This is a genomic window from Rhodococcus (subgen. Prescottella) equi, from assembly GCF_003013675.1.
Taxonomy (GTDB): Bacteria; Actinomycetota; Actinomycetes; order Mycobacteriales; family Mycobacteriaceae; genus Prescottella; species Prescottella equi.
Genome location: NZ_CP027793.1, coordinates 1,353,858 through 1,379,956, shown reverse-complemented (window position 1 = coordinate 1,379,956; position 26,099 = coordinate 1,353,858). Strand labels below are relative to the sequence as shown.

Genomic DNA, 26,099 nt, shown 5'->3' with positions numbered 1-26,099 from the left:
CGGACCGACGCCGCCGTCGCCGTTCCCACGGCGCGGTCCTTTCACTGCCACCGTCTTTCACCCGACCGGGATGAGGTCGGCGCGCGGGCACCGATGGTCCACTGATCGGAACAGGGCCGACGGCGGCGGGAGGAGTCCGGAGCGATGAGTGATCCTTCGTGGGCAGAGGCGATCCCCGGCGGGGAGAGCCTCCCGTTTCCACCGGTGCCGTCGGGCAGCGTCGCGGGACGGACGATGCAGGAGTCCGTGTACAGCCCACGCCCGAGGAGTCGGCGCCTGCCCTCCGACGCACCGAACATCCTCGTCGTCCTCGTCGACGACGCGGGACCGGGTCTGCCGACCGGCTTCGGCGGCGAGGTGAACACCCCGACGCTGGACCGCATGCTCGGGGAGGGCATCGCCTACAACCGCTTCCACACGACGGCGATGTGTTCGCCGACCCGCGCGTCGCTACTCACCGGCCGCAATCATCACCGTGTGGGGAACGGTCAGATCGCCGAGCTCGCCAACGACTGGGACGGCTACTCCGGTCACATCCCGAAGTCCAGTGCGACCGGCGCCGAGGTGTTGCGCCACTACGGCTACACCACCGCCGCGTTCGGCAAGTGGCACAACACTCCCGCCGAGGAGACGACCGCCGCCGGGCCTTTCGACAATTGGCCCACCGGGGTCGGGTTCGACTACTTCTACGGCTTCCTCGCCGGCGAGGCGTCACAGTACGAGCCGAATCTGGTGCGTAACACCACTGTCGTCCTTCCGCCGAAAACCCCGGAGGAGGGCTATCACCTCAGTGAGGACCTCGCCGACGACGCCATCGGATGGTTGCGCCGACACAAGGCACTCGACGCCGAGCGACCCTTCTTCATGTACTGGGCCAGCGGTTGCCTGCACGGACCGCACCACATCATGAAGCCGTGGGCCGACCGCTACGCCGGCAAGTTCGACGACGGGTGGGATGCCTACCGGGAGCGAGTCTTCGCGCGCGCCAAGGACAAGGGCTGGATTCCGCCCGAGGCCGAATTGACCGACCGCGATCCCACCATGACGGCCTGGGACGACATTCCCGAGGACGAGAAACCGTTCCAACGGCGGTTGATGGAGGTCGCGGCCGGCTACGCCGAGCACTGCGACGTCCAGATCGGGCGGCTGTTCGACGAACTCGACCACCTCGGTTACCGGGACAACACCCTGGTCCTCTACATCTGGGGCGACAACGGCTCGTCGGGCGAGGGCCAGAACGGCACGATCAGCGAACTGCTCGCGCAGAACGGCATTCCCACCACCACGGCACAGCACATCGCCGCGCTCGACGAACTCGGCGGACTCGACGTTCTCGGCTCCCCGAAGACCGACAACATGTACCACGCAGGGTGGGCGTGGGCGGGGAGCACGCCGTACAAGGGAATGAAGCTGCTGGCCTCGCATCTCGGAGGCACCCGCAACCCGATGGTTGCGCGGTGGCCCGCGAAGATCCCGCCCGATCCCGCCCCGCGCACGCAGTTCCTGCACTGCAACGACATCGTGCCGACGTTCTACGAGTTGCTCGGCATCACCGCCCCGCGGACCGTGAACGGGATCGCGCAGGATCCGATCGACGGCGCGAGCTTCGCGTCCACCCTGGTCGACCGGGATGCCAAGGCGGGCAAGCTCACCCAGTACTTCGAGATCATGGGTAGCCGCGCGATCTATCACGACGGCTGGATGGCGTCGGCATTCGGCCCGCGTGCCCCGTGGGTGCCGGGGCTCCCCGGCGGTGTCCGGGACTGGAGCCCCGACGACGACACCTGGGAGCTCTACCACCTCGACGTGGACTGGACCCAGAACCGGGACCTCGCCCGGGAACACCCAAAGAAGCTCGCCCAGCTGCGGGAGATCTTCGCGATCGAGGCGGCGCGGAACAGTGCCCTCCCCGTGGGCGGCGGTCTCTGGGTCGCAGCCATCCACCCCGAACAGAGAATCTCGACGCCCTACACGAGCTGGGAGTTCACGGGCGACATCGTCCGGATGCCCGAGTTCTGCGCACCTGCGTTGGGCAACAAGGACAACAGGGTCACCGTCGAACTGACCGTTCCCGAGCGGGCCGAGGGCGTCCTCTACTCTCTGGGCGCCAACAGCGGCGGTCTGACGTGCTTCATGGACGACGGCTACCTGTGTTACGAGTACAACCTGTTCATCCTGGCGCGTACCAAGGTTCGCTCGCCCCATCCGGTTCCCCCGGGACCGCACACGATCGAAGTGCTCACCGAGTACGCCGACCCTCGTCCCGGTGGGCCGTTGAACATCCGGCTGAGTGTCGACGGTCGCCCCGTCGGGAAGACCACGGTTCCGGTGAGCGCACCGCTGCTGTTCACCGCGAACGACTGTCTCGACATCGGCACGTCCCTCGGTTCACCGGTGTCACTCGACTACCGTGACCGCGCGCCCTTCCCGTTCGACGGAACGATCGAGCGGGTGGTGGTGGAGTACACCTGACCCGAGCGGCAGCAGTGCCGTCAGGCGTCCGAGTCGTTCGGCGACTCCGGCCGCGGCGCGATCTCGTGGAGCATCGCGTCGGAGGAAATCCACTTGCCGGTGCTGATCAGTTCGGCGATCACGAGATCGAACGCGTCGGCGAGCCACTCGTGACGCGCGCGGACGAGTTCGACGTCGCCCGTCGTGTCGTCCGAGGTCTGCTCGAAGAGCCGCACCAACCAGATGTCGCGGGCGTCGGGGTCGCTGCTCAGTCCGTGTTCGGTATTGGTGGCGAGCACGTACATCCCGAAGGCGAAGTCGACACGGATCGCGTACTCGCCACCGATGTTGACGACGTTCGTGGGCCGATGCGTGGCGGCGGCGAGCGCGGTCAACGCATCGGCGTAGCGGGCTGCGTGTTCCTGTGTGCGTGGCACTTCATCGTCCCTTCGGTCGACGCGAGATCGGACTCGGTGGTCTCGCTGCTACACGGCCGATTCGGCAGCCGCCCTCAATCTGGCGTTCTCGGCGGTCAGCGCCGCGCGTTCGTCCTCGAGCGACAGGATGAGACCGATACCGGTGAGGTTGACGCCGAGCGCGACGAGTTCACTGATCCTGGTCAGCCGGTACAGGTCGTCCTCGCTGTATCGGCGGGTCCCGCCCGACGTGCGCGACGGAGTGATGAGCCCGCGGCTCTCGTACAGCCGCAGCGTCTGCGGACCGATCCCGGACAGCTCCGACGTCACCGAGATGCCGTAGACGCCACGCTTCGAGCGTGAGGAGTCCTCCGGCGGTTGAATTCCCACGAAGGGAAAGGTAGCAGTGCCGGACACGCCCGATGAGCAGCGGCTCGCGGTACCGGCCCGGCGCGGCGCCCCGAAGCCCCGGGAGTAGAGTTCGCGGCGGTATGTGCAGTTCAGCGACACCTCGGTAGATCGGCGGATGTAGGCAGTGTCGGGTGTGGTCGCAGGCTTCACGGTCATCTTCGTCGTCATCGCGATCGGGTACTTCCTCGGTCGCACCGGCACCCTCGGCGAGCACGGGCAGTTCGTCCTCAGCCGCCTCGTCTTCTTCGTCGCCACTCCGGCGCTGCTGTTCGACACCCTCGCCAACTCGGACCTGTCGGTGGTGTTCTCCCCGACCCTCGCCGTGGCGGCGGCCACCGCGTTCGCAGTCGCCGGCCTCTATTTCGTGATCGCCCGGGTGTGGCTGCGCCGGGAACTGCCGGAACTGACGATCGGCGCGCTCGCGTCGTCGTACGTGAACTCGGCGAACCTGGGCATTCCCATCGCCGTGTTCGTACTCGGCGACGCGTCGTTCGTGGCGCCGCTGCTGCTGTTCCAGATCATGATCTTCTCGCCGATCGCGCTGACCGTGCTCGACATCAGCACGATGCGCCAGGACGCGTCCCGGCTCGAGACGATCACCGCGCCGTTCAAGAATCCGATCGTGCTGGCCGGCGCCGCCGGACTCGCGGTGGCCGTGTCGGGGTGGACGATGCCGGAAGCACTGATGCAGCCGTTCCGGCTCATCGGCGGCGCCTCCGTCCCCGGGGCACTGCTCGCCTTCGGACTGTCGCTGTACGGGGTGCGCGTGCTCGAGAAGGGTGCGAGTCCGCGCCGCGACGTCGTGCTCGCGTCGGTGCTCAAGATCTGCGTCCAGCCGGTGCTCGGGTACCTGATGGCCCGCTACCTGCTCGGCCTCGAGGGTCACGAACTGTTCGCGATCGTCGTCGTGTCGACGCTGCCCACCGCGCAGAACGTGTTCGTCTACGCCAGCCGCTATCAGCGCGGCATGGTCCTCTCCCGCGACGCGGCCTTCGTCACGACCTTGGCGTCGATCCCGGCGATCGGATTGGTGGCGGCGCTGCTCGCCTGAACCACCCGGCTCACAGGATCCCCAGTTCCGTGGCCCGGACCGCGACGCGGACACGGGACCGCGTCCCGGTCTTGGCGAAGATGTTCTCCAGGTGTGTCGCCACCGTGCGCCTACTGATCAACAGTTCCGCCGCGATCTCGGCGTTGCTTGCGCCCTGCGCGACCAGCGCGAGGATCTGGTGTTCCCGGCCGCTGAGCCGGAACGATTCACGTTCGCTCTGATCCGCGACGATGCGGCGACATTGCCGCGCGAGCGCCTCGATTCCGGCCCGCACCGTCGAATCGACCTGCGAGCGCGTGAAGCTCACGTGCAGGACGCTGGTGACCTGCCCTCGTTCCAGGCCGAGTGCCACCGAGGATCCTTCTCGGAACCCGGAGGGCCGCAACACGTCCTCCACTGCCGATGTCAGCTCGAAATCGGGGACGTCCTCCCAGCAGACCGGCCGCCCGGACGCCACCCTGATGTGGTCGAAGATCCGAGTGTCGTCGACGAACTCGCGTGCCAGGTACTGCGCGACGGGCACCGCGTAGCCGCCGTTGGCGAGCACCCGCTGCCCCTGGTCCCCACTGCGTCGGTAGGTGATCGCGGCCGCGACGTAACCGAGTTCGGCGGACCAGCGTGAGAGCAGGCCGTGCGCGACGGTGACCGGGGATCGGGACGACATCAGGTCCCGGTCTCCGGCCGCCGTCTCGCACCGCTCGCTCATGGCGCCGAATCTACCTGTGACCTACGCCACCGGACGCCGATCCGCCCACGGCCGCGCCTGCTCCAGGTTCGCCGCGGCCCGGAGCACGAGCGCATCCTGGCGGTGCCGCGCAGCGATCTGCAGGCCGACCGGACGTCCGTCCGGGGTGAATCCGGCCGGCACGGTGATCGCCGGGTTGTTCAACATGTTGTACGGGTAGGTCAGCAGCCAGTCGAGAAGCTGCTCGCGGAGCGACTTGCCCTGCAACCAGTCGGGCGCGAACTGGGTGAGCGGGAAGGTCGCTGATGCGAGGGTCGGCGAGATGAGGACGTCGTAGTCGTTCATGAACTCGGTCCAGGTGTCCCACATGCGACCGCGGAACGTGTCGGCGCGACCGTAGTCGACACCGGTGAGCCGACGCCCTTCGTGGATCAGCTCGATCAGATTCTCGTCGACGTCGCCGTGCAGCGAGTCCCAGTCGAGCATGTCGTGCTCGCCCGCGAAGCCGGGCACCCAGATGCCGTGCCACATCGCCTGCGACGGATCTCCCCAATCGGGGGTCGCCTCGACGATCTTCGCGCCCATCTCCTCGAAGCACGCGACCGCCTCGGCACACACGGCCGCGACGTCGGGGTCGACGTACCCGAGACCGAGGTTCGGCGACCACGCGATCCGCAGGCCGTCGATTCCCCCGCGCGCCGCCTCGACGTACGACGTCTCGACTCGCTCGATGCTGAGAGGATCCGAATGATCCGGTCCGGCGAGCACGTCCAGCATCAGCGCGTTGTCGGCGACGGTGCGGGTGATGGGGCCGTGGTAGGCCCAGTTGTTGTAGCGACCGGGCAGGATCGTCTGCGGGATCACGCCGGTCGTGGGTTTGAGACCGACGACGCCGCACAGCGCCGACGGGATCCGAACCGATCCGGCGCCGTCGCTGCCCTCGGCGAGCGGGCCCAGTCCGGCGGCAACCGCGGCGGCCGCGCCACCACTCGATCCACCCGCGGTGTGGCCGGGCTTCCACGGGTTGTGGGTCGGGCCGAAGAGGTGGTTGTCGGTGCCGCCGTAGTAGCCGCTCTCCGGCGTGTTGGTCTTGCCGAGATACAGGCCGCCGGCCTGCCGCAACCGGGTCACGATCACCGCGTCGCGCTCGGCGATGTTGTCGCGCATGGGCTTCAGGCCGAATGTGGTCGGGAGACCGCGGACGTCGGTGAGATCCTTGATCGTGAACGGGACGCCGTGCAGCGGCCCCAACTGTTCGCCACTCGCCTGCGCGCGTGTCAGTTCCGCCGCGTCGCGCCGCACCTGGTCGGCGTCGAAGTGCACGATCGCGTTGACCGCGGGGTTGATCTCGTCGACCCGGCGGATCATCTCCTCCGCGATCTCGTTGGGCGACAGACCCTTCGAGGCGACCTGCGCGGCCATCTCGGTAGCCGACATCCAACCCGGATCCGATGTGTTCATGGCGAACCGTCCTTCACAGTGAGGTGTTTCGGAGACGATCGCCACGCTATGACCGTCGTCACACCCGCACCATCGGTCGGATGACCGATGACGGAACCCCGACGGGCGGCGACGGGCGGCGACGGGATTGACAGGCAAGCGAGCACTTGCCTATCGTTTCGGGTGTGGGTGACCTGTTCAGAGCCCTGGCGGACCCGACCCGGCGCGCGATCCTCGACGAACTCGTCGACCGGGACGGTCAGACGCTGTTCGAACTGTGCACGCGACTCGTCACGAAGCACGACGTCGGCTCGTCCCGGCAAGCCGTCTCGCAGCACGTGGCGGTACTGGAGGAGGCCGGCCTGCTCCGAACCCGACGCGAGGGCCGGTACAAGTTCCACCATCTCGACACGACACCCCTACGAGAGATCACCGATCGCTGGCCGGTTCGCATCACGCACCACGACATCACGCACCACCGCGGAGAGGAAGAAGTGCCATGAGGATCCATCTGACGAGCGTGCACGTCGACGACCAGGACAAGGCGCTCGCCTTCTACACCGACGTCCTCGGCTTCGTGAAGAAGACCGAAGTCCCCCTCGGCGAACACAAGTGGCTCACCGTCGCCTCTCCCGAAAACCCCGACGGCACCGAGTTACTGCTCGAACCCGACCAGCACCCGGCCGCCCAGGCCTACAAGACCGGTCTCGTCGCGGACGGGATTCCCGCCGCTTCCTTCGCGGTCGACGACGTGCCGGCCGAGTTCGAGCGACTGAAGGCACTCGGAGTCGTGTTCACGCAGGAGCCGTTGACCATGGGGCCCGTCACCACCGCCGTCTTCGACGACACGTGCGGCAATCTGATCCAGATCGTCGCGCAGGACTGACGCCTCTCACCGCCCGGGGCGACGCATCCGCATGTAGTCGCTCACCACGGCAGCACCGAGACCGTCGAGGTCGGGTGCGACGACGCGTCCGCCCACCCGCTGCGCCATCCGGTCCACGACACGGGCCAGGCCGGGATCGTCGCCGAGCCGGAAGATGGTGACCTGAGCGCCGAGCCTGGCGAGGGTGTCGAGTTCGCGCACCGTCAGCCCCAGCGTCCGCACGTTCGGCGGGTAGTCGAAGAACGCCTGCCCGTCCGGCTCGAGGTGGGCGGTGGGCTCACCGTCGGTGACGATCAGCACGACGGGCTGCGCGTTGGGATGGCGGCGCAGGTGCCGGGCCGCGAGCAGCAGCGCGTGGTGCAGATTGGTGCCCTGGTCCCACGCGCCGTCCAGGCCCGCGAGCTCGGCAACACTGAGGGCCTGCGCGTACCGCCCGAAACCGATGAGCTGCAACGCGTCTCCCCGGAACCGCGTCGTCACCAGGTGCTCGAGCGCCAGCGCAGTGCGCTTCATCGGCACCCACCGCCCGTCCATCACCATCGAGAACGACGTGTCCACCAGCAGTGCGACGGCAGCCTGCGCGCGCTGCTCGGTCTCGGCCACTTCCACGTCCGCGACCGTCATCCGCACCGGCATCCGGCCGGGTTCGCGCAGGATCGCGTTGGTCAAGGTCCGGGTGACGTCCCACGGTTCGGTGTCCCCGAACTCCCATGCCCGCGACGCCCCGGTCGGCTCCCCCATCGACCCGGCGCGACGGGTCTCCCGCTGCCCGCCGCGGTGCGCGAGGCTTCCGGCGACGTCCCGCAGAGCCGTCTGCCCCAACTGGCGCATCGCCTTGGGCGACAGGCGCCACTGACCGTCCGGGGCCCGGTCGAAGAATCCCTGCTGCTGCAGCGCCTTCTCGAGGTCGGCGAGCGTCCGAGCGTCCGCGACGGCCTCGTCGCCGAGTTGGCGGGCCAGCGCCTCGGTGTCGATGTCGTCGAGCTGGGCGCCCGGATACTGTTGCGACAGTTGCTCGGACAGCCGCTCGAGATCCGCCACGTCCGCGACCGCCGACGTCCCCTCCCCCAACCCGAGTCCGTCGTCGCCGCGGAACTCCGCCGAGCCGTTCCAGTCCTCGCCGGGACGGGCGGCCTGCAGGTGCGCGTCGAGGCGGTCGAGTTGGTTCGTCAGCGACGGGTCGCCGAATGCCTGCTGCGCCAGTGCATCCAGCTCCGCGCGTTGATCCGGGGTGAGCGAGTTCCGCAGCCGCTGAGCTGCGGCAGCCCGACGGGCCAGCGAGTCCAGCAGTTCGTCGGTGTTACGCGGGTTCTCGGGGAAGAACTCGCCGTGCCGATTCATGAACTGCTCGAACTGCTCCGTGGTGTCCTCGCCGCGAGCATGGCTGTCCAGCAGAGCGTTCAGGTCCTCGAGCATGTCGCGGATCCGCTGGCGATCCTCCTCGGTGGCGCCTTCGAGAGCCTGCTTCATCCCGTCGAATCGTTGGTCCAGCAGCTCGCGCCCGAGCAGGTCACGGATCTTCTCGTAGTCCTCGCGGGCCTGGCTGCTGCGCCAGTCGTAGTCGGCGAGGTCGGCGACGGCCTGCGCCGTCGACGGCGGCAGCTCCTCGATCCGCATCTCGGCGAACCGGGCGTCGTCGTCGAGGGCGCGCGCCAGGGCCTTGCGCTCCTCGAGTACCGCCCGGTCGAGCAGTTCCCTCACCTCGTCGAGCGTCCCACCGAGGTTGTTGCGTTGCAGCAACTCCCGGCGGCGCCGGTTGGCCTGCGCGGCCAGGTCGTCGAGCCCGCGCCGGTCCCCGAAGCCGCGCCGCAGCAACTCCCGCAACGCCTGCCGCGGCGAGGCCCCCTCGAGCACGTCGTCACCGATCGCGGCCAGCGCGTCCCGCAGATCCACCGGCGGTGCCAGTGGATCGCCGCCCTCGTACCGGCCGTACCGCGCGCCGCGAGACGGGCTCATGAGGCCCACGCCCTCATGAATACACCGCCTGCCCGTTCTCGTCCGGATTCTTCGAGATCCGCCGGGCCAGGTAGAGGCCCTCGAGTGCGAGCTCGGCCGCGGAGGCCCGTTCGCCGTCGGTCTGTGCCCCGAGCCGGGCCGCGACCTCGTCGAGCACGTCGAGTTCCGGTAGCTCCCCGAGCAACGCCTTCGCGGTCACCCGCTCACCGGTGACGACGGGCTGCCCCTGCTCCACCGCCGACACGAGCGATGCCATGTCGATACCGCCGAGTCGGGTGCGGGCGGTGTCCGTGGTCGCACGTCGCAGCAGATGTTCGAGAATCTCGAGTTCTCGCCCCTCCTCGCCGGATTCGAACTCGACCTTGCCGCGAAGCACCTCGACGACGGTGCCGAGGTCGATCGGCCGGGCCACCGCCTCGGCCTCGCCGAGCACGGCGCTGCGATGCACCGCGGCGGCACTCACCGTCTCCGCACCGGCCACCGCGAAGCGCGCCGAGACGCCCGACCGCTGATCCACCGACGTCGACTCGCGCAGCAGCCGAGTGAACCGGGCCAGCACCTCGAGCAGATGGTGCGGCACCGACGCCTGCAGGTTCGCCTCCTGGCGGATCACCGCGATCTCGTCGTCGAGCAACGACGGGTAATGGGTGCGGATCTCGGCGCCGAAGCGGTCCTTGAGCGGAGTGATGATCCGGCCGCGGTTGGTGTAGTCCTCGGGGTTGGCACTGGCCACCAGCAGCACGTCCAGCGGAAGCCGCAGCGTGTAGCCGCGGACCTGGATGTCGCGCTCCTCCATGACGTTGAGCAGCGACACCTGGATCCGTTCGGCCAGGTCGGGCAGCTCGTTGATCGCGACGATGCCGCGGTGCGCGCGGGGCACGAGCCCGAAGTGGATGGTCTCCGGATCGCCCAGGCTGCGTCCCTCCGCGACCTTGATCGGGTCGACGTCGCCGACCAGGTCCGCGACCGACGTGTCCGGCGTCGCGAGCTTCTCCGCGTAGCGCTCCGTGCGGTGCCGCCACTCGACGGGCAGCGCGTCGCCGAGTTCGGCGGCCCGGCGCAGCGAGGCCGGGGTGATCGGCTCGTACGGGTGCTCGCCCAGTTCGGACCCGGCGATCACCGGCGTCCACTCGTCGAGCAACAGCGGCAAGGTGCGCAGCAGTCGCGTCTTGCCCTGGCCTCGCTCCCCGAGCAGCACGACGTCGTGGCCGGCGATGAGGGCGCGCTCGAGTTGCGGCAGCACCGTCTCCTCGAAGCCGACGATGCCGGGCCACGGGTCCACGCCGTCCCGGAGGGCCGCGAGCAGATTGTCACGCATCTCCTCCTTGACCGGACGCTGGACGTGGCCGGACGCCCGGAGTTCACCGAGAGTGCGGGGCAGATGCGCGGGCGGTGTGGCAGTCACCACTCCAAGCTACGAGTGTTCCGACGATTCGGCACGTGGGCTCGTCGCCGCATACGGAGCGGACGTGTCGCTCTGAGAGACTCGACGGCATGGCCGACACCGAGATCACCTTCACCACCGGCGCGATCACCCTGCACGGCAGCCTGCGTCTGCCGGCCGGCAGCGGGCCCGACGCGCCCGCCCCCGCCGTCCTGCTGCTGGCCGGCAGCGGGCCGACCGACCGCAACGGCGACAGCGCGCTGCTCCCCGGTTCGATCGGTACCCTCGAGTTCCTGGCGGACCTGCTCGAGCGGCACGGTTTCGCCTCCCTGCGCTACGACAAGCTGGGCAGCGGTTCGACCGGACTCGGTCCGTACGAGCTCGAGGACATCGGCGACCTCGGCTTCTCGGTGTTCACCGACGCCGCCGCGGCCGCGCTGACGTTCCTGTCCGACCGGGCGGCCGTGGACCCGGAACGGGTATACGTCGTCGGGCACAGCGAGGGCGCGCTCATCGCGCTGGCCCTCGCCGGCAGCGGCGCAAAGGTCGCCGGCCTGGGTTTGCTCGAGCCGCTCGCCGTCCGGCTTCTGGACCTGCTCACCACGCAGATCGACGGACAGCTCACCGCCGTCGTCGGCGCCGGACAGCTACCGGTGGAACTGGCGGACGAGCTGCGGGTTGCGCTCGCCGGAGCCGTCGAGTCGCTGCGGAGCGATGCCACGCTGACCGACGACCTGCCCGATCCGCTGCGCGCCGCGGGCCTCGTTCCTGCCAATGCGCGAGCACTCGCGGAGGAGGACGCGCTCGACCCGCGCGAGCTGGCCTCGCGCCTGCCTGCGGGTCTGCCGGTCGTGACCAGTTGCTCGGCGAAGGACATCCAGCTCAGCAGCAGCGACGTCGACGCGCTCGACGCCGCACTCGCTCACACCGCGCTGACTCAGGTGCGCATGACGACCGCGAACCACGTGCTCAAGGAGATCGGCGACGCCCCCTCCACCGGTGCGGACTACATCGAACCGTTGCCCTGGTCGACCGAGTTCACCCAGGGTTTCGAGGGCTGGCTCCGCAGCCTCTGATCCCCCTCTCATCCGGGACTCGCACGGCCCGGCGACACGCTCGGCGCAGAAACCGAGATGTCGCCGGGCCGTCACTGCTGTATGGTTCTCCGTTAACCAACGGGCACACACGAGAAAGGTACGGTCGCGATGCAGTCGATGAGCTCGGCAAACGCCTTGAAGCACGTAGGCAACAAGCACTTTTCACAGCACATCTCCGAGCACGCATATTTCGCCGTACCCGCCTGGCACCGCCACGCAGCCTTCTTCAGGTGGCCCCGAGAGACCGGTTCCCCGTAACCGGAACCTCTCTCGGGCACCCGAAGGCACACCGCCTCGGGTGCCTTTTCTTTTACTACTTCCAGTCAGGAGAAATCACATGAAGCTTCGACTCGGCGCCGGCGGCGCCACGAGACACGGCGCCGGCGGTACCACCGCCCTGGACCTGCCCGGCGACCTCACCGGCCAGGTCGTCACCATCGACCTGCGGCACGTCGAGCCCGGCCAGGACGTCGGAGCAGCGGCACTGCTCAGCGAACTGATCGCCCGCGGCGCGGCCCGCCTGGTCGTCGAGGGCACCGACGCCGCCCACGCCCGCACGCTCATCGAGTCCGCACAGCACAGCGCTCCCCCGTCCGAGCTCGCGGCCTGAGGCTCGCGAACTCCGGACGAGGGAGCGCTGCGGAAGGTGTCGATCAGTGCGCGAAGTGGCGCGCACCGGTCAGGTAGAGGGTGACGCCGGCCTCGCGGGCCGCCTCGATCACCTCGTTGTCGCGAACCGATCCGCCCGGCTGGACGACGGCGCGGACACCGGCGTCGAGCAGGACCTGCAGTCCGTCGGGGAACGGGAAGAACGCGTCGGACGCCGCCACCGACCCCTTGGCGCGGTCCCCGGCACGCTGCACCGCGAGGTGCGCGGAGTCGACGCGGTTGACCTGCCCCATGCCGACGCCCACCGAGGCGCCGTCGTTCGCGAGCAGGATCGCGTTGGACTTCACGGCGCGGCACGCACGCCACGCGAACTCCAGATCCGCGAGGGTCTTCTCGTCTGCAGCGTCGCCGACCACCAGCGTCCAGTTTGCGGAGTTGTCGCCGTCGGCGTCGAGGACGTCGCGGTCCTGCAGCAACGCGCCACCGGAGATCGGACGCAGCTCGATGCCCGTCTCGGTGGGGGCGGCGGCCTCGAGAACGCGGACGTTCTTCTTGCGGGCCAGCACCTCGACGGCACCCGGCGCGTACGACGGCGCGATGACGACCTCGGTGAAGATGTCGGCGACCTGCTCGGCCATCTCGACGGTCACCTCGCGGTTGGCGGCGATCACGCCACCGAACGCGGAGACCGGATCGCACGCGTGCGCCTTGCGGTGCGCCTCGGCGATGTCGGCGCCCACCGCGATGCCACACGGGTTGGCGTGCTTGATGATCGCGACCGCGGGCTCGGCATGGTCGTAGGCCGCACGCCACGCGGCGTCACCGTCGGTGTAGTTGTTGTACGACATCTCCTTGCCGTGGAACTGCTTCGCCTGCGCGAGGCCCGCGGGACCGGCCGGGCTGTCGTACAGCGCCGCCGCCTGGTGCGGGTTCTCGCCGTAGCGCAGCACCGCGGAGCGGTTCCACGTGGCACCGACCCAGCGCGGGAACTTCGACAGTGCGGAATCTTCCGTCTCTTCGCTGGGCGCGACGGTCTCGACCAGGCTCTCGGTCATCCAGGTGGCGACCGCGACGTCGTACGACGCGGTGTGCTGGAACGCCTGTGCCGCCAGCGCGGTGCGCTCGAAGAGGTTGAAGCCACCGGCCTCCACCGCGGCGAGAACGCCCTCGTACTTCGCGGGGTCGACGACGACCGCGACGGACGGGTGGTTCTTGGCGGCGGCGCGGACCATCGACGGACCGCCGATGTCGATCTGCTCGACGCACTCGTCCGGGGTGGCGCCTGACGCGACGGTCTGCGTGAACGGGTACAGGTTCACGATCACCAGCTGGAAGGCCTCGATGCCCAGTTCCTCGAGCTGCGCGAGATGCTCGGGCTTGCGGGTGTCGGCGAGAACACCGGCGTGTACGCGCGGGTGCAACGTCTTGACGCGGCCCTCGAGGCACTCGGGGAAGCCGGTCAGGTCCTCGACCTTGGTGACCGGGATGCCGGCCTCGGCGATCTTGGCTGCGGTGGAGCCGGTGGACACCAGCTCGACACCGGCCTGGTGCAGGCCGGTGGCCAGTTCGACCAGTCCGGTCTTGTCGTAGACGCTGACAAGTGCGCGGCGCACAGCCTTGCGTTCACTCACTGGGGATCACGGCCTTTCGTCCGTCGGAAACAACACCTCGGAGGGCGACGGCGGCCACGACCTCGGCCAGCAGTCGCCGTTCGACAATCTTGATGCGCTCGTGCAGCGTCGCCTCGTCGTCATCGACGCGGACCTCGACCGGCTCCTGGGCCAGGATCGGGCCGGTGTCGACGCCGGAATCGACCAGGTGCACCGTCGAGCCGGTCACCCGTACGCCGTACGCGAGCGCGTCACGCACCGCGTGCGCGCCGGGAAACGCCGGCAGCAGCGCGGGATGCGTGTTGATGATGCGGCCACCGAAACGTTCCATGAACGCCGGGCCGAGGATCTTCATGAAACCGGCGCTGACCACCAGGTCGGGCCGGTGGGCGGCGACGGCCTCGGTGAAGGCGACGTCCCACGCGGCGCGGTCGGCATACTCGCCGAGCGCGACCTTGAAGTGTGCGACACCGGCGTTCGCGGCATGATCGGTGGCGGCGCAGTCCCGGTCGACCCCGACTGCGACGATCGCCGCGGGATAGCCGTCGGCGCGCGTAGCCGCGAGGAGCGCCTCCAGGAGGCTGCCGGTCCCCGACGCGAGTACGACAATCCGAGCGGGCACCGTGGGCCGCAGCTGGTCACGCGTGGCAGTCAGCGCACTACTCCTGGTTTTCGAGACGATCCGGCCGCGTCACGGGCCGCCCCAAGCCTAGTCTCTGGGGGTCACCGGACCGTCCGGCAGGTCGCCTTCCGCGTCCGCGGCGCGCTCCCGCGCGGAGCTCTTCTCGGAAACGCCGTCCGGGGAATCGCCGGAATCGACGGGATCTTCTCCGCCGGCCGCAACCTCGACCTCGACGACGTCGAGCGCCTCGGCCTCCGACTCGCCGTCCGCGGGCTGCGGTTCGGGCGTCTCGTCGTCGACGATCTCGGCCTCGAGGGCGTCCTCGACAGCCGGGTCCGGAGCATCCGCGCCGTCCGCATCCGCGCCGTCCACATCCGGGCCGTCCGCCGTCACGGCATCCGGTTCGGGTTCCGAACGGTAGCGCATCGACGGCAGTTCGAGACGCTTCACCTCGAACGCGAACTCCTCAGTTGCGCCAGGCTCACCGGACGCGCTCGGCGACACCTCGGCCTCCCCGGCTCCCTCGTCGAGGGTTTCCTCGAACTCTACGTCACTCTCGTTCCGGCGCGCGAGCACGGCCGCGACGGCCAGACCAGGCAGCACGAGCCACCCGAAGGTCAGCAGGCCCAACGCCCACGGCTCCACCCCGACGAATCCGTAGGCGCCCAGTTCACCGCCGGCCGCGAAGCCCACCGCGGCAGCGAGGACACCGGCGACGCCCGCCGCCGTGAGCACCGCGAACGCGGTGTCCTGCAGCGACAGCCGGAGCCGACCGCAGTCTCGTCCGAGAAGTGCTCCGACGGCCACCGGGACGAGGAGCAGGACGGGCCACGCGGGACCGGCCAGTTCGGTCGGCACCCCTCCGAGGACGGGCACCGGCGGTACCGGACCCGCGACGATCTCGAACAGGCTCAGTGACGTCCCACCGACATTCGCTGTCCCGCCGAGGAGCACCGCGACGCCGCCGACGGCGACGTTGGGCAGGTACAGCACCGACACCACGGTCAGACCCAGTACCCCGACCACACCGCCGCCCTCGCCGAGCAGGTCACCGACCTCGGACCACGACCACAGGAGGGAGGCGAGGGCGAGCACGCTGCCGGCCGCGAACAGCGACACTGCCGCGCGCACGGCGGGCCGGACCACCGACGGCAGCCACGTGGGCGCCCCGAGTGCAGCACACCGAGTGCGTCCGACGACCGACACGACACCGGCGCCCGCGGCCAGGGCGTGGATCGCCACCACCCACACCAACGCGGCCCCTGCGTTCGGCGAGGAGATCGGCGTGACGGCGGAGGCGTCGGTCACCACCGCGAGCGCGATGAGCGTCGCGGCGAGCGGACCGGCGACGGCAGCACCGACCACCTTCGCGGCCTCGCGCGCAGACGTGTCCGGTTCCACCACTCGCGCACAGCCGCGCGCCACCACCCACATCAGCACCGCGGTCGGCAGCAACGGGAGGATCCCGAGCGGTGCGTCCGTGATCGTCAGCGAAACCTGGTGCAGCGCGAACCAACTCGTCGCGATCGCGCCGATCGCGCCCGTCAGGTCGCTGTTCGACGACACGAGCGTGACGAGCACGACCGCAGACAACAGCACGATCGCGGCACCGGTCGGCCGCAGTGCGACACCGACGAGTGCGCGGGCGTCGCCGGAAATCGGATCGGGGCGAGTGGGGACGTCGCGGCGGGAGCCACGACCAAGCAGAGAAGTCATCATCTCGAGGGTCGCACCTGCGCGCCGGGTGTCCGCTCAGGCGCGCCGGAACGTGGCCTTCCCCACTGGCCCAGGAGACGGGTGACGCCTCGCCGGGTCACTTCTCGTCGTCGCCCTTGTCTCGCGCGTCGTTCCGGTCGCCCTGAGCGCCGAACGCCTGGGTGGGCGCCCCGGTCACGTCGGTCTGCGAGGGCTCGGGCCGGGGCGGGGCCGGCGTCGACGACGTCTCCGGCTGTTGCTGCGACATCTGTTGCGTCGGCTGCGACTGGTAGGGCTGCCCCGCCTGGAACTGTCCGTACCCGGCCGTGGGCTGAGGAGCCTGGTGCGACTGCGGGTAGCCGTACTGCTGCTGCGACTGTCCGTAGCCGGACGGGTAGCCCTGCTGCGGCGCGTACCCCTGCTGGGGCGCGTAGCCCTGCGGCGGCCCGAAACCCTGGGGCGCGTTGTAGCCCTGCTGCGGCGCGTACCCCTGAGGATGTCCGTACGCGGCGGGATGGGTGTGGGTGCGGCTGGGTCGCGCGGCCGGCTCACTCACGATTCCGGCCGAGAACAGGAACACGGCGACCGCCAGCACCGTCTGGACGAACCCGAGGACGAGGATCGCGATTCCACCGCCGGCGAGCTCGCTGTTGCCCGGAAGGTTGAGCATGAGCGCGAACGCGGCGAGGAAGCCCGTGACCGCGGCCGCGGCCGCCGGCCCCGTGAAATTCTGCTTCGGCAGCAGCGAGATACCCGACAACAGACCGCCCAGCAGCAGCAGCGACAGCGGCGCCACCGCGTTGCTGAGCGGCTCGAACGCATTGAGCGTCACGCCGTACATCATCGCGGAGCCCGGCGAGTCGAGGTACGGGGCGAAGCCGAGGAGGAAGCTCACGACGCCCAACGCCGCCGCCCCGAGGCCGAGGTAGAAGGAGAGTCCCCGCGAATTGGACTCGCCCGACGTCTGCGGGGGCTGGCCGTAGCCCGACCCTGCATCGTTGTAAGTCATCTGCGCTCCTCGTCGATGTGTCGAAATCCCCATGAACGCTACCCCGATCACCGACAGCTCTCACCCGAAGAGAGCACGGCGCACGACGGGCGTCACGTCGGCGTGCTCACCGGGATCCGGCCCTCCTCGACGGCCGCGGCCAGCATGGCACGGTCCTGCTCGGTCCGGTCAGCGTAGGCCCGCGCGAAGGCGGCCATCGCCTCGTCGAATCCGGTGCCGGGGCCCAGGTACTCGGCGATCGCGAACCGGTCGCCCCCGCGAGCGTGCGCGTAACCGAGCACACGGCCGCACAGCCTCGCATACTGCTCCATCCCGGTCGGGGTCATCGACTCGACCGTCGCCGATCCCTTGGCGTCGCGCAGCTGCCGCACGTAGTAGTCCCGTCGGACACCGTCGTTGCCGACGCCCTGCTGCCAGCCGAGGAAGATGTCGCTCGCGGCCTGCATGATCCGTTGCCCTTCGACCACCCGCTGCCCCTGGTTCGGGTGGTCCGGTCCGTGAAGGTACTGCGCCAGGACCGAGGGCTGGGCTTCCTTGGCCTGGAGGAACAGCGGGTCGCTGTCGTCCGCACCGAGCAACAGCAGGATCCAACTACGGGTCCCCACACTCCCCACGCCGACGACCTTGCGGGCGGCCTGGACGAAGGCATACCGGTCGAACGGGACACGGTGGTCTGCGCGCAGCGTCTCGCGGTACTCGGCGAGGCGCCCCGACAACTCGCGGTACAGCGCACGCGCGTCCTGCGTCTCGAACACCTCCTCGATCGGCACCAGCAACGGTGGCCGAGAGACGATCCGGCGACCGTCGTCGGTCATCGTGGTCAGCTTGCCGAGAGCCTGGAGGCTGTCACGCCGCCACGACTTCTCGACCAGTTTTCGCGAACTCCGGCGGCTGGCCGCATCGAGCGTCTCGCGGAGATCGGCGAGTTCCTGTTCGGCCTCGACGTGCGAGTACCAGACGGCCAGATTGCCGAGCCGGGCCTGCGCCGACATCGTCTCGCGGTACGCGGCGGCGCACGCGAGGGCGATGCGGTGGCGGCGCTTACCACCGAACGACAGGACCCGGGCGGCGACCTCGACGCTCGCGACGAGCCGTTTGACGTCCCACTCGAACGGTCCCGGGTACGTCTCGTCGAAGTCGTTGACGTCGAAAGCCAGCCGTCGTTCCGGGGTCGCGAAGACCCCGAAGTTGCTCAGGTGCGCGTCCCCACACAGATGTGTGTGCAGTCCCGAGTTCGGCGTTCGCGACAAATCGTCGGCCATCACCGCCGCCGCGCCGCGGTAGAACGCGAAGGGCGTCGACACCATTCGCCCGTAACGGATCGGTAGGAGCTCCGGAATTCGTTGCAGGTCTTGACTTCTCAACAACTCGATCGGATCGCGACCACTGCCCGCGAGATCGGCCAGAGCGTCGAACGGCACGCGCCGACGGGCGGCCTCGCCCCGGTCGGCGCGGTCGGCCCGGATCGAAGCCTCGGCAACTTTCGACATCGCACCTCCCTCGGGTGGGGACCGCACCATTGTCTCCCCGCGGCGGCGGAGCCGGGCCGGAAAGGGAAGATGACATCATGCCGTTCACGCTGCCCGCAGGTTCCGACGTCGTAGAGGAGACGGAGGTCAAGCACTCCCGCTTCATCGCGGCGCTGAGAAGGGTCGACTCCCCCGCGGATGCGCAGGCCTTCCTCGACGAGCAGCGGCGGCTCCATCCGGACGCTCGGCACCACTGCTGGGCGTACGTGACGGGCAACGAACCGTCCGAACGCGCCGAACGGTCGGGCGACGACGGGGAACCGGGCGGCACCGCCGGCGTGCCGATGCTGCAGGTACTGCGGGCGCGCGATCTGGTCGACGTGGCCGCGGTGGTGACCCGGTACTTCGGTGGCGTCAAACTCGGGGCGGGCGGCCTCGTGCGCGCGTATTCCGGCGCAGTCGCCGTGGCGGCCGACGCCGCTCGGCCGACACTGCTCAGCCGCGAACGTCTCGATCTGCTGTCCCTCGACGTCGGGCACGACACCGCGGGCCGAATCGAGGCGGAACTGCGCGGCCGCGGAATCCCCGTCGTCGACACCGTCTACGGTGCCGAGGTCACCTTCACCCTGGCCACGAAGGACCCCGGTCACCTCGCCGCGGTCGTCGCCGAACTCACCGCCGGGGCAGGCGAACTCGAGCCGGCCGGCGTCCGGTGGGTGGACGTGTGAGACGCCGAACGGCGCCCGCAGCCGGACGATACGTCCTGGCTGCGAGCGCCGTTCGCAAGATCCGTCGGGATCTAGAGGTTCTGCAGGATCTCCCGAGCGAGAGCCGCGGTCTCGGACGGCGTCTTGCCGACCTTGACGCCGGCCGCCTCGAGGGCGTCCTTCTTGGCCTGCGCGGTGCCCGAGGAACCGGAGACGATGGCGCCGGCGTGGCCCATGGTCTTGCCCTCGGGAGCGGTGAAGCCCGCGACGTAGCCGACGACCGGCTTGGTCACGTTGGCCTTGATGTAGTCGGCGGCACGCTCCTCGGCGTCGCCACCGATCTCACCGATCATCACGATCAGCTTGGTCTCGGGATCCTTCTCGAACGCCTCGATGGCGTCGATGTGGGTGGTGCCGATGACCGGGTCGCCGCCGATGCCGATGGCGGTCGAGAAGCCGTACTCACGCAGCTCGAACATCATCTGGTAGGTCAGGGTGCCGGACTTGGAGACCAGGCCGACCGGACCCTTGCCCGCGATGTTCGCCGGGGTGATGCCGACGAGGGCCTCCTCCGGGGTGATGATGCCCGGGCAGTTGGGGCCGATGATGCGGGTCTTGTTGCCCTTCTCCACGTTGTAGGCCCACGCGTACGCGGAGTCCTGCACCGGGATGCCCTCGGTGATGACCACGAGCAGCGGGATCTCCGCGTCGATGGCCTCGACGATGGCGTCCTTCGAGAAAGCCGGGGGAACGAACGCGATCGAGACGTCCGCGCCGGTCTCCTTCATGGCCTCGGCGACGGTCGCGAAGACCGGCAGCTCGACAGCGTTGCCGTCCTTGTCGGTGTGCGAGACCGTGGTGCCGGCCTTGCGAGCGTTGACGCCACCGACGACCTGGGTGCCGGCCTTGAGCATCAGCGCGGTGTGCTTGGTGCCCTCGCCGCCGGTGATGCCCTGGACGATGACCTTGGAGTCCTTGGTCAGGAAGATAGCCATTGTTGTGTGTGTCCCTTACTTCGCGGCGAACGCGAGCTCGGCAGCCTTGTCGGCAGCCTCGTCCATGGTTGCGACGACCGTCACCAGCGGGTGGTTGGCCTCGGCGAGGATGCGACGACCCTCTTCGACGTTGTTGCCGTCCAGGCGCACGACGAGCGGCTTGTTGGCCTCGTCGCCCAGGGTCTCGAGGGCACCCACGATGCCGTTGGCGACCGCGTCACATGCGGTGATGCCACCGAAGACGTTGACGAAGACGCTCTTGACCTGTGCGTCGTTCAGGATGACGTCGAGGCCGGCAGCCATGACGGCCGCCGAGGCGCCGCCACCGATGTCGAGGAAGTTGGCGGGCTTGACGTTGCCGTGCTTCTCACCCGCGTAGGCGACGACGTCCAGGGTCGACATGACCAGGCCGGCGCCGTTACCGATGATTCCGACCTCGCCGTCGAGCTTGACGTAGTTGAGGTCGTTCTCCTTGGCCTTGAGCTCGAGCGGATCCGTCGCGTCCTTGTCCTCGAACTCGGCGTGGCCGGGCTGACGGAAGTCGGCGTTGGCGTCCAGGGTGACCTTGCCGTCGAGGGCGAGGATCTGGTCGTCGGGCGTACGGACGAGCGGGTTGACCTCGACGAGGAGAGCGTCTTCCTTGACGAAGACCTCCCACAGCTTCTGGATGGTCACGGCTGCGGCGTCGAGCACCTCGGCGGGCAGGTGGCCCTGCTCGGCGATGCTGCGCGCGAACGCGAGGTCGACACCCTTCACGGCGTCGACGGAGACCTTGGCGAGACGCTCCGGCTTGGTGGCGGCGACCTCTTCGATCTCCATGCCACCCTCGACCGAGCACATGGCCAGGTAGGTGCGGTTGGTGCGGTCGAGCAGGAAGGAGATGTAGTACTCCTCCGCGATGTCGCTCGCCTCGGCGACGAGGAGCTTCTTGACGACGTGGCCCTTGATGTCCAGGCCGAGGATGTTCTCGGCGTGGGTCTGCGCATCGTCCGCGGTGGCGGCGTACTTCACGCCACCGGCCTTGCCACGGCCGCCGACCTTGACCTGGGCCTTGACCATGACCGGCTTGCCGATTTCCTCCGCGATCTCGCGGGCACCGGCAACCGTGTCGGTAACACGGCCGGCCGACGTCGGCACGTCATGCTTGGCGAAGAGTTCCTTCGCCTGGTATTCGAAGAGATCCATCTGCTCACCGTCTCGTCTGCGTTGACGCCCGCTCGGGGTAGGAGCGGGTCCGTGTCGGACTTTAACTAGTTCAATCAATCGACTATCGCTCGCCTATGTGCCATGTGGCATATATCACGCGCTCGAGCCGACGGCGGCACTCCGTCGCGGCCACCACATCACAGGAGCGGCGGCACCCACGATTCGATCCGGGTGCGCACTCGGTGCGGCCGCGCCAGAAGGCGCCCTCCCAAGGATTGCAGGTGGCCCGAACGGCGTCGCGATCGGACCACCCGAATCACCCCCGAAACCGCCGCGCGGCAACTACCCGGCACTGCAACCGACCTGCAACCGATCACTGCCGCGATCGGGCTGTAACAAACACGAGCCGTCCCGATATATGAACGAAACCATTCGGGATGTTCGACATCCTCCCAGCTCACCGTGTGACACGCGTCACAATGCCATGTTGCTTGCGCGGTACAGGTTGCCCCGCTGCAACCGTTTCGTTACCGTCGCCAAGGTCTAAGTCACAGGCAGGTCACGGGCAGGAGGACGGCAGGGCACATGCACCACCGCACTCAGTTCACCGCCAGCCGATTCGTGAAACAGCACGCCGACGAGGAGCCCACCCGGGCGTTCCCAGCGGCGGCAGGTCCGGAAGCCACAGGCTCCGGGGCGGAAAGAACCGAGATTCACAGCGTCATGCTCCACAGCACCGAAGTTCCCACCGCCCGCGAGGATGCCCCCGGCACCGGCGAGGCCCCCACCGAGATCGTCGGGGCCACCACGGTCACCGCTGCCGCTCCCCCCGGACGCGGTGGTCGCCACCGCCTCCCCACCCCGCCCACCGCCCTCAAGGGCCGGGCAGCGGTCATCGCAGTGGCCGCCGGCGCAGTGGTCGCCGCCGGACAGGCCGCGGTCAGCGGACCGTCGCAGGATTCCGATCATTCCGAGGTCGCCCTCGACGAGGCCGGATCCGTCGCCACCACCGCGACTCCCCAGGCGGCACAGTTCAGCAATGTCGCGCAGACGACCTCCACCAGTTCCGCCCCGCAGGTACTCGCCCTCGCGAACCCGACGGATCTGAACCAGTTCTCCAACCTGCTGGCCAAGGGCCAGCGTTTCAGCGAGGAGCGCGCCGCCCGCGAGGCCGCCGCCCGGCGCCCGCTGTTCGTCCTGCCCGCCAAGGGCACCTACACCTCGTCGTTCGGGGCCCGCTGGGGCACCCTGCACGCGGGTGTCGACATCGCCAACGCCATCGGCACCCCGATCTACGCGGTGGCCGACGGCACGGTCATCGACTCCGGTCCGGCCTCCGGCTTCGGCATGTGGGTCCGTCTCCAGCACGCCGACGGCACGATCACCGTGTACGGCCACATCAACGAGACGCTCGTGACGGTCGGGCAGAAGGTCATGGCCGGCGACCAGATCGCCACCATGGGCAACCGCGGCTTCTCCACGGGTCCGCACCTGCACTTCGAGGTCCACCTGGCCGGCGAGAACAAGATCGATCCGCTGCCGTGGCTTGCGACCCGCGGCATCAGCCTCGGCGTCGAACAGCCCTGATCGGCCGCGCACCCCGCTACCGAAAACGCCTCCGGCCCAAGCATTTCGCTTGGGCCGGAGGCGTTTCGGTCTCCGCGTCTCCGCAGGGACGCGTCAGAGTTTGACCATCGGCACGCCGCCGATGAGCATCAGCCGCACCTTGCCGGCCGAACCGAAGTCGATCGTGACCGTCGCGGTCGGACCGGCCCCCTTGGTCTCGAGCACCTTGCCGAGCCCGTACTTGTCGTGGCTGACCCGATCCCCCACGGCGAGCACCAGATTGTTGTTGCGCCCGCGCGGCGCCCCGAAGCTCGGCGACGAAGCGCCCGAGCGACCCGTCGAACCGAATCCCGCTCCGCCGCCCCCGAAGCCGCCCCCGTAGCCCTGGCCACGCGGACGCCCGCCGCCGATCGCACCACCGGTACCCAGCACACCGGGATCCTCGCGTCGCCAGTTCACGAGATCGGCCGGAATCTCCTGCAGGAAGCGCGATTCCGGATTGGTGACGGGCTGCCCCCAAGCCGACCGCACGATCGCGCGGGTGAGATACAGCCGGTGCCGCGCGCGGGTGATCCCGACGTACGCGAGCCGCCGCTCCTCCGACAGTTCCGCCGGATCGCCGAGCGCCCTCATGTGCGGGAACTGCCCGTCCTCCCAGCCGGTCACGAACACGACGGGGAACTCGAGACCCTTCGCGGTGTGCAGCGTCATGAGGGTCACCACGCCCTCACCCTCGTCGGGCACCTGGTCGGAGTCGGCGACCAGCGACACCCGCTCGAGAAACGCGGCGAGTGAGCCGGGATCGGGCTGACCCTCGTCTTCCACGACGTCACCCTCGGCGGCGTTCTCCTCGGCGAAGGCAGCGGCGTTGCGGGCGTCGGAGCTGAACTCTCTTGCGACGCTGACCAATTCGTTCAGGTTGTCGAGGCGGGCACCGTCCTGAGGGTCGCCGCTGACCTCGAGCTCCCGGCGGTAGCCGGTGCGATCGAGGACACCTTCGACGACCTCTCCGATGTCGGTGAGGTCGTTGCCGTCGGCGTCGGTGCTCACCATGAGCGCGCGCAGCCCGTCGAGCAGCTCGAGGAACGACGCGATCGCCTTCTGGGACCGGGTGTTGAGCAGCGGCACCGATCCCTCGCCGGCGGCCCGCAACGCCTCGGCGAATCCGACGCCCTTCTGCTCCGCGTACACCGACACGCACGCCTCGGCGCGATCGCCGATGCCGCGGCGCGGGGTGTTGAGGATCCGGCGCAGGCTCACCGTGTCGTCCTCGTTCGCCAGCACACGCAGGTAGGCGACGATGTCGCGCACTTCCTTGCGCTCGTAGAACCGCGTGCCGCCGACCACCTTGTACGGAATCCCGAGCCGGATGAAGATCTCTTCCAGCGCGCGGGAGGAGTTGTTGGTCCGGTAGAAGACCGCCACCTCACCGAACTTGGTCTCGCCGGCGTCGACCAGGCGGTCGATCTCGGACGCCACGAACTGCGCCTCGTCGTGCTCGTTGTCGGCGACGTAGCCGGTGATCAGCTCGCCCTCGCCGGAGTCCGTCCACAACCGCTTCTCGCGCCGACCGGTGTTGCGGGAGATCACCGAGTTCGCCGCGGACAGGATGTTCTGCGTGGAACGGTAGTTCTGCTCGAGCAGGATGGTCCGGGCGTCCGGGTAGTCGCGCTCGAATTCCTCGATGTTGCGGATCGTCGCGCCACGGAACGCATAGATCGACTGGTCGGCGTCACCGACGACGCACAGCTCACCCGGCGGGACGGCGTACGGGTCGTCCGACTCCTCCCCCACGAGCTCGCGGACCAGGACGTACTGGGCGTGGTTGGTGTCCTGGTACTCGTCGACCAGAACGTGCCGGAAGCGGCGCCGGTAGTACTCGGCGACCTGCGGGTTCGCCTGCAGCAGTCCCACTGTCTCGCCGATGAGGTCGTCGAAGTCGAGAGCGTTCGCGGCCCGCAGGCGCTGCTGGTAGTGCGCGTAGACCCGCGCCACCAGCTTGTCCAGGTCGTTGGAGTCGCGATCGGCGTCCGCCGCGGCCTCCTCGGGGTCGATCAGCTCGTTCTTGAGGTTCGAGATCTTGGTCGCGAGGAGCCGGGCCGAGTACCGCTTGGTGTCGATTTCCAGGTCCTTGGAAATCATCGTCAGCAGGCGGCGCGAGTCGTCGGCGTCGTAAATCGAGAAGTTCGAGTTCAGGCCGTGCAGCAGGCCGGCCTGCGCGCGCAGGATCCGGACGCAGCTCGAGTGGAACGTCGAGACCCACATGCTGTTGGCGCGGGGGCCCACCAGCTGGGCGACGCGCTCGCGCATCTCCGCCGCGGCCTTGTTGGTGAACGTGATCGCGAGGATCTGTCCGGGCATCACTCCCCGCTCGGCCAGCAGGTACGCGATCCGGCGGGTGAGGACGGCAGTCTTGCCCGATCCGGCTCCCGCGACGATGAGCAGCGGCGACCCCGCGTGCAGGACAGCCTCACGCTGTTGCGGGTTGAGCCCCTCGAGCAGCGCGTCGGCAGGGCCGCGGGATCCGCCCTGGGATCCGCCCTGGGAATGGCCGGGAATACCGAGCGTGGAACCGGAGATCGTATTCATCGTCTGTCCACGCTACCGGCGAAGTCCGACACCGCGGCAGGTACCCGATCACCCTGGTCGTGAAGGCAGTCACCCTTGCTTGGGTTGGACTTGTACGCGTGGCAAACTGGAGAGGTGATCATGGCCGCAACGATGCGAGCATCCGGTGCACGATGGCGCGAGTGCCGTCTGCACTGGCGATTTCCCAGCGGGTACCGACCGATGGTGCCCGCGGCCTGATCCTCCGCGAGCCCCGAGGTCCACTGGATCCCGGGGCGTTCTTGTGAGCAGGACCCGGATTCGTAACGACTCGAGGGAACCGAACG

Annotated in this window: 22 protein-coding genes; 8 read left to right on the top strand and 14 right to left on the bottom strand. The window is 69.0% G+C overall.

All coding sequences use genetic code 11. The features are described from left to right. Positions 1-144 precede the first annotated feature (144 nt). Positions 145-2,472, top strand: a complete 2,328-nt coding sequence (locus C7H75_RS06635) for a sulfatase-like hydrolase/transferase (protein WP_069856154.1) — start codon at positions 145-147, stop codon at positions 2,470-2,472. A 20-nt stretch (positions 2,473-2,492) separates the two neighbouring features. On the opposite strand, the gene C7H75_RS06630 is transcribed toward C7H75_RS06635, so the two are convergent. Together C7H75_RS06630 and C7H75_RS26180 are read right to left on the bottom strand one after the other, a co-directional pair. Beyond that, the gene (locus C7H75_RS06630) at positions 2,493-2,888 is read right to left on the bottom strand and encodes a hypothetical protein (protein ID WP_005514830.1); all 396 of its coding nucleotides are present in this window, start codon (positions 2,886-2,888) and stop codon (positions 2,493-2,495) included. A gap of 48 nt (positions 2,889-2,936) precedes the next feature. Continuing rightward, positions 2,937-3,257 (bottom strand): MerR family transcriptional regulator, encoded by a 321-nt coding sequence (locus C7H75_RS26180; RefSeq protein ID WP_013415180.1) that lies wholly within the window; start codon positions 3,255-3,257, stop codon positions 2,937-2,939. Between the two features lie 145 nt (positions 3,258-3,402). On the opposite strand from C7H75_RS26180, the gene C7H75_RS06620 reads away from it, so the two are divergent. Further along, positions 3,403-4,329, top strand: coding sequence for an AEC family transporter (locus tag C7H75_RS06620; RefSeq protein WP_005514833.1), 927 nt, complete (start codon positions 3,403-3,405; stop codon positions 4,327-4,329). A gap of 10 nt (positions 4,330-4,339) precedes the next feature. On the opposite strand, the gene C7H75_RS06615 is transcribed toward C7H75_RS06620, so the two are convergent. After that, the gene (locus C7H75_RS06615) at positions 4,340-5,035 is read right to left on the bottom strand and encodes a helix-turn-helix transcriptional regulator (RefSeq protein ID WP_049799420.1); all 696 of its coding nucleotides are present in this window, start codon (positions 5,033-5,035) and stop codon (positions 4,340-4,342) included. 21 nt (positions 5,036-5,056) lie between these two features. Beyond that, positions 5,057-6,475, bottom strand: a complete 1,419-nt coding sequence (locus tag C7H75_RS06610) for an amidase (RefSeq protein WP_106851123.1) — start codon at positions 6,473-6,475, stop codon at positions 5,057-5,059. 164 nt (positions 6,476-6,639) lie between these two features. On the opposite strand from C7H75_RS06610, the gene C7H75_RS06605 reads away from it, so the two are divergent. Next, complete coding sequence (locus C7H75_RS06605; RefSeq protein WP_197535464.1) at positions 6,640-6,957, top strand: ArsR/SmtB family transcription factor; 318 nt, start codon at positions 6,640-6,642, stop codon at positions 6,955-6,957. Next, positions 6,954-7,340 carry a VOC family protein gene (locus tag C7H75_RS06600; protein ID WP_013415176.1) on the top strand — a complete coding sequence of 129 codons (387 nt, stop codon included), beginning with the start codon at positions 6,954-6,956 and terminating at the stop codon, positions 7,338-7,340. Before C7H75_RS06605 ends, C7H75_RS06600 begins: the two co-directional genes overlap by 4 nt. Before the next feature lie 6 nt (positions 7,341-7,346). Here the strand turns inward: C7H75_RS06600 and C7H75_RS06595 are convergent, their stop codons facing one another. Together C7H75_RS06595 and C7H75_RS06590 are read right to left on the bottom strand one after the other, a co-directional pair. Further along, the gene (locus tag C7H75_RS06595) at positions 7,347-9,296 is read right to left on the bottom strand and encodes a VWA domain-containing protein (protein ID WP_064058048.1); all 1,950 of its coding nucleotides are present in this window, start codon (positions 9,294-9,296) and stop codon (positions 7,347-7,349) included. A 13-nt stretch (positions 9,297-9,309) separates the two neighbouring features. Further along, positions 9,310-10,704 (bottom strand): ATP-binding protein, encoded by a 1,395-nt coding sequence (locus C7H75_RS06590; RefSeq protein ID WP_175280023.1) that lies wholly within the window; start codon positions 10,702-10,704, stop codon positions 9,310-9,312. An 86-nt stretch (positions 10,705-10,790) separates the two neighbouring features. On the opposite strand from C7H75_RS06590, the gene C7H75_RS06585 reads away from it, so the two are divergent. Together C7H75_RS06585 and C7H75_RS06580 are read left to right on the top strand one after the other, a co-directional pair. Next, the gene (locus tag C7H75_RS06585) at positions 10,791-11,756 is read left to right on the top strand and encodes an alpha/beta hydrolase family protein (RefSeq protein ID WP_106851122.1); all 966 of its coding nucleotides are present in this window, start codon (positions 10,791-10,793) and stop codon (positions 11,754-11,756) included. Between the two features lie 358 nt (positions 11,757-12,114). Next, a complete protein-coding gene (locus C7H75_RS06580) occupies positions 12,115-12,387 on the top strand; it encodes a hypothetical protein (RefSeq protein ID WP_013415172.1) in 273 nt (90 codons plus the stop codon). A gap of 43 nt (positions 12,388-12,430) precedes the next feature. On the opposite strand, the gene purH is transcribed toward C7H75_RS06580, so the two are convergent. The 5 genes from purH to C7H75_RS06555 form a co-directional block, all read right to left on the bottom strand. Further along, entirely contained in the window at positions 12,431-14,017 is a 1,587-nt protein-coding gene (purH, locus tag C7H75_RS06575; protein ID WP_084844035.1) for a bifunctional phosphoribosylaminoimidazolecarboxamide formyltransferase/IMP cyclohydrolase, read from the bottom strand. Next, positions 14,010-14,618 (bottom strand): phosphoribosylglycinamide formyltransferase, encoded by a 609-nt coding sequence (gene purN, locus C7H75_RS06570; RefSeq protein ID WP_084865995.1) that lies wholly within the window; start codon positions 14,616-14,618, stop codon positions 14,010-14,012. The genes purH and purN overlap by 8 nt, the downstream gene beginning before the upstream one ends. Positions 14,619-14,705: 87 nt before the next feature. Then, positions 14,706-16,334 carry a cell division protein PerM gene (locus C7H75_RS06565; RefSeq protein ID WP_233281867.1) on the bottom strand — a complete coding sequence of 543 codons (1,629 nt, stop codon included), beginning with the start codon at positions 16,332-16,334 and terminating at the stop codon, positions 14,706-14,708. Between the two features lie 97 nt (positions 16,335-16,431). Then, on the bottom strand, positions 16,432-17,322 hold the full coding sequence (locus C7H75_RS06560; protein WP_005514846.1) for a DUF5336 domain-containing protein: 891 nt from the start codon (positions 17,320-17,322) through the stop codon (positions 16,432-16,434). Between the two features lie 92 nt (positions 17,323-17,414). Beyond that, positions 17,415-18,812: a DUF2252 domain-containing protein gene (locus C7H75_RS06555; protein ID WP_069856159.1), complete on the bottom strand. Its 1,398-nt coding sequence runs from the start codon at positions 18,810-18,812 to the stop codon at positions 17,415-17,417. Between the two features lie 77 nt (positions 18,813-18,889). Here C7H75_RS06555 and C7H75_RS06550 point away from each other — a divergent pair, with 77 nt between their 5' ends. Beyond that, the gene (locus C7H75_RS06550) at positions 18,890-19,519 is read left to right on the top strand and encodes an IMPACT family protein (RefSeq protein ID WP_005514848.1); all 630 of its coding nucleotides are present in this window, start codon (positions 18,890-18,892) and stop codon (positions 19,517-19,519) included. Positions 19,520-19,590: 71 nt separating this feature from the next. On the opposite strand, the gene sucD is transcribed toward C7H75_RS06550, so the two are convergent. Both sucD and sucC read right to left on the bottom strand, forming a co-directional pair. Beyond that, entirely contained in the window at positions 19,591-20,493 is a 903-nt protein-coding gene (sucD, locus tag C7H75_RS06545; protein WP_005514850.1) for a succinate--CoA ligase subunit alpha, read from the bottom strand. 15 nt (positions 20,494-20,508) lie between these two features. Then, positions 20,509-21,678 (bottom strand): ADP-forming succinate--CoA ligase subunit beta, encoded by a 1,170-nt coding sequence (sucC, locus tag C7H75_RS06540; protein WP_005514851.1) that lies wholly within the window; start codon positions 21,676-21,678, stop codon positions 20,509-20,511. 546 nt (positions 21,679-22,224) lie between these two features. Between sucC and C7H75_RS06535 the strand changes: the two genes are divergently transcribed. Next, on the top strand, positions 22,225-23,226 hold the full coding sequence (locus C7H75_RS06535; protein ID WP_013415166.1) for a M23 family metallopeptidase: 1,002 nt from the start codon (positions 22,225-22,227) through the stop codon (positions 23,224-23,226). Between the two features lie 93 nt (positions 23,227-23,319). On the opposite strand, the gene pcrA is transcribed toward C7H75_RS06535, so the two are convergent. Continuing rightward, positions 23,320-25,794 (bottom strand): DNA helicase PcrA, encoded by a 2,475-nt coding sequence (pcrA, locus tag C7H75_RS06530; RefSeq protein ID WP_106851120.1) that lies wholly within the window; start codon positions 25,792-25,794, stop codon positions 23,320-23,322. Positions 25,795-26,099 lie beyond the last annotated feature (305 nt).

Excerpts from the sequence above, each read along its gene's own strand:
- C7H75_RS06565 (WP_233281867.1), bottom strand. The coding sequence starts at position 16,334 with ATGACTTCTCTGCTTGGTCGTGGCTCCCGCCGCGACGTCCCCACTCGC.
- pcrA (WP_106851120.1), bottom strand. The coding sequence starts at position 25,794 with ATGAATACGATCTCCGGTTCCACGCTCGGTATTCCCGGCCATTCCCAG.
- C7H75_RS06595 (WP_064058048.1), bottom strand. The coding sequence starts at position 9,296 with ATGAGCCCGTCTCGCGGCGCGCGGTACGGCCGGTACGAGGGCGGCGAT.
- C7H75_RS06535 (WP_013415166.1), top strand. The coding sequence starts at position 22,225 with ATGCACCACCGCACTCAGTTCACCGCCAGCCGATTCGTGAAACAGCAC.
- C7H75_RS06600 (WP_013415176.1), top strand. The coding sequence starts at position 6,954 with ATGAGGATCCATCTGACGAGCGTGCACGTCGACGACCAGGACAAGGCG.
- C7H75_RS06550 (WP_005514848.1), top strand. The coding sequence starts at position 18,890 with ATGCCGTTCACGCTGCCCGCAGGTTCCGACGTCGTAGAGGAGACGGAG.
- C7H75_RS06615 (WP_049799420.1), bottom strand. The coding sequence starts at position 5,035 with ATGAGCGAGCGGTGCGAGACGGCGGCCGGAGACCGGGACCTGATGTCG.
- C7H75_RS06585 (WP_106851122.1), top strand. The coding sequence starts at position 10,791 with ATGGCCGACACCGAGATCACCTTCACCACCGGCGCGATCACCCTGCAC.
- C7H75_RS06560 (WP_005514846.1), bottom strand. The coding sequence starts at position 17,322 with ATGACTTACAACGATGCAGGGTCGGGCTACGGCCAGCCCCCGCAGACG.
- sucC (WP_005514851.1), bottom strand. The coding sequence starts at position 21,678 with ATGGATCTCTTCGAATACCAGGCGAAGGAACTCTTCGCCAAGCATGAC.
- C7H75_RS06635 (WP_069856154.1), top strand. The coding sequence starts at position 145 with ATGAGTGATCCTTCGTGGGCAGAGGCGATCCCCGGCGGGGAGAGCCTC.
- sucD (WP_005514850.1), bottom strand. The coding sequence starts at position 20,493 with ATGGCTATCTTCCTGACCAAGGACTCCAAGGTCATCGTCCAGGGCATC.
- C7H75_RS06610 (WP_106851123.1), bottom strand. The coding sequence starts at position 6,475 with ATGAACACATCGGATCCGGGTTGGATGTCGGCTACCGAGATGGCCGCG.
- C7H75_RS06555 (WP_069856159.1), bottom strand. The coding sequence starts at position 18,812 with ATGTCGAAAGTTGCCGAGGCTTCGATCCGGGCCGACCGCGCCGACCGG.
- C7H75_RS06580 (WP_013415172.1), top strand. The coding sequence starts at position 12,115 with ATGAAGCTTCGACTCGGCGCCGGCGGCGCCACGAGACACGGCGCCGGC.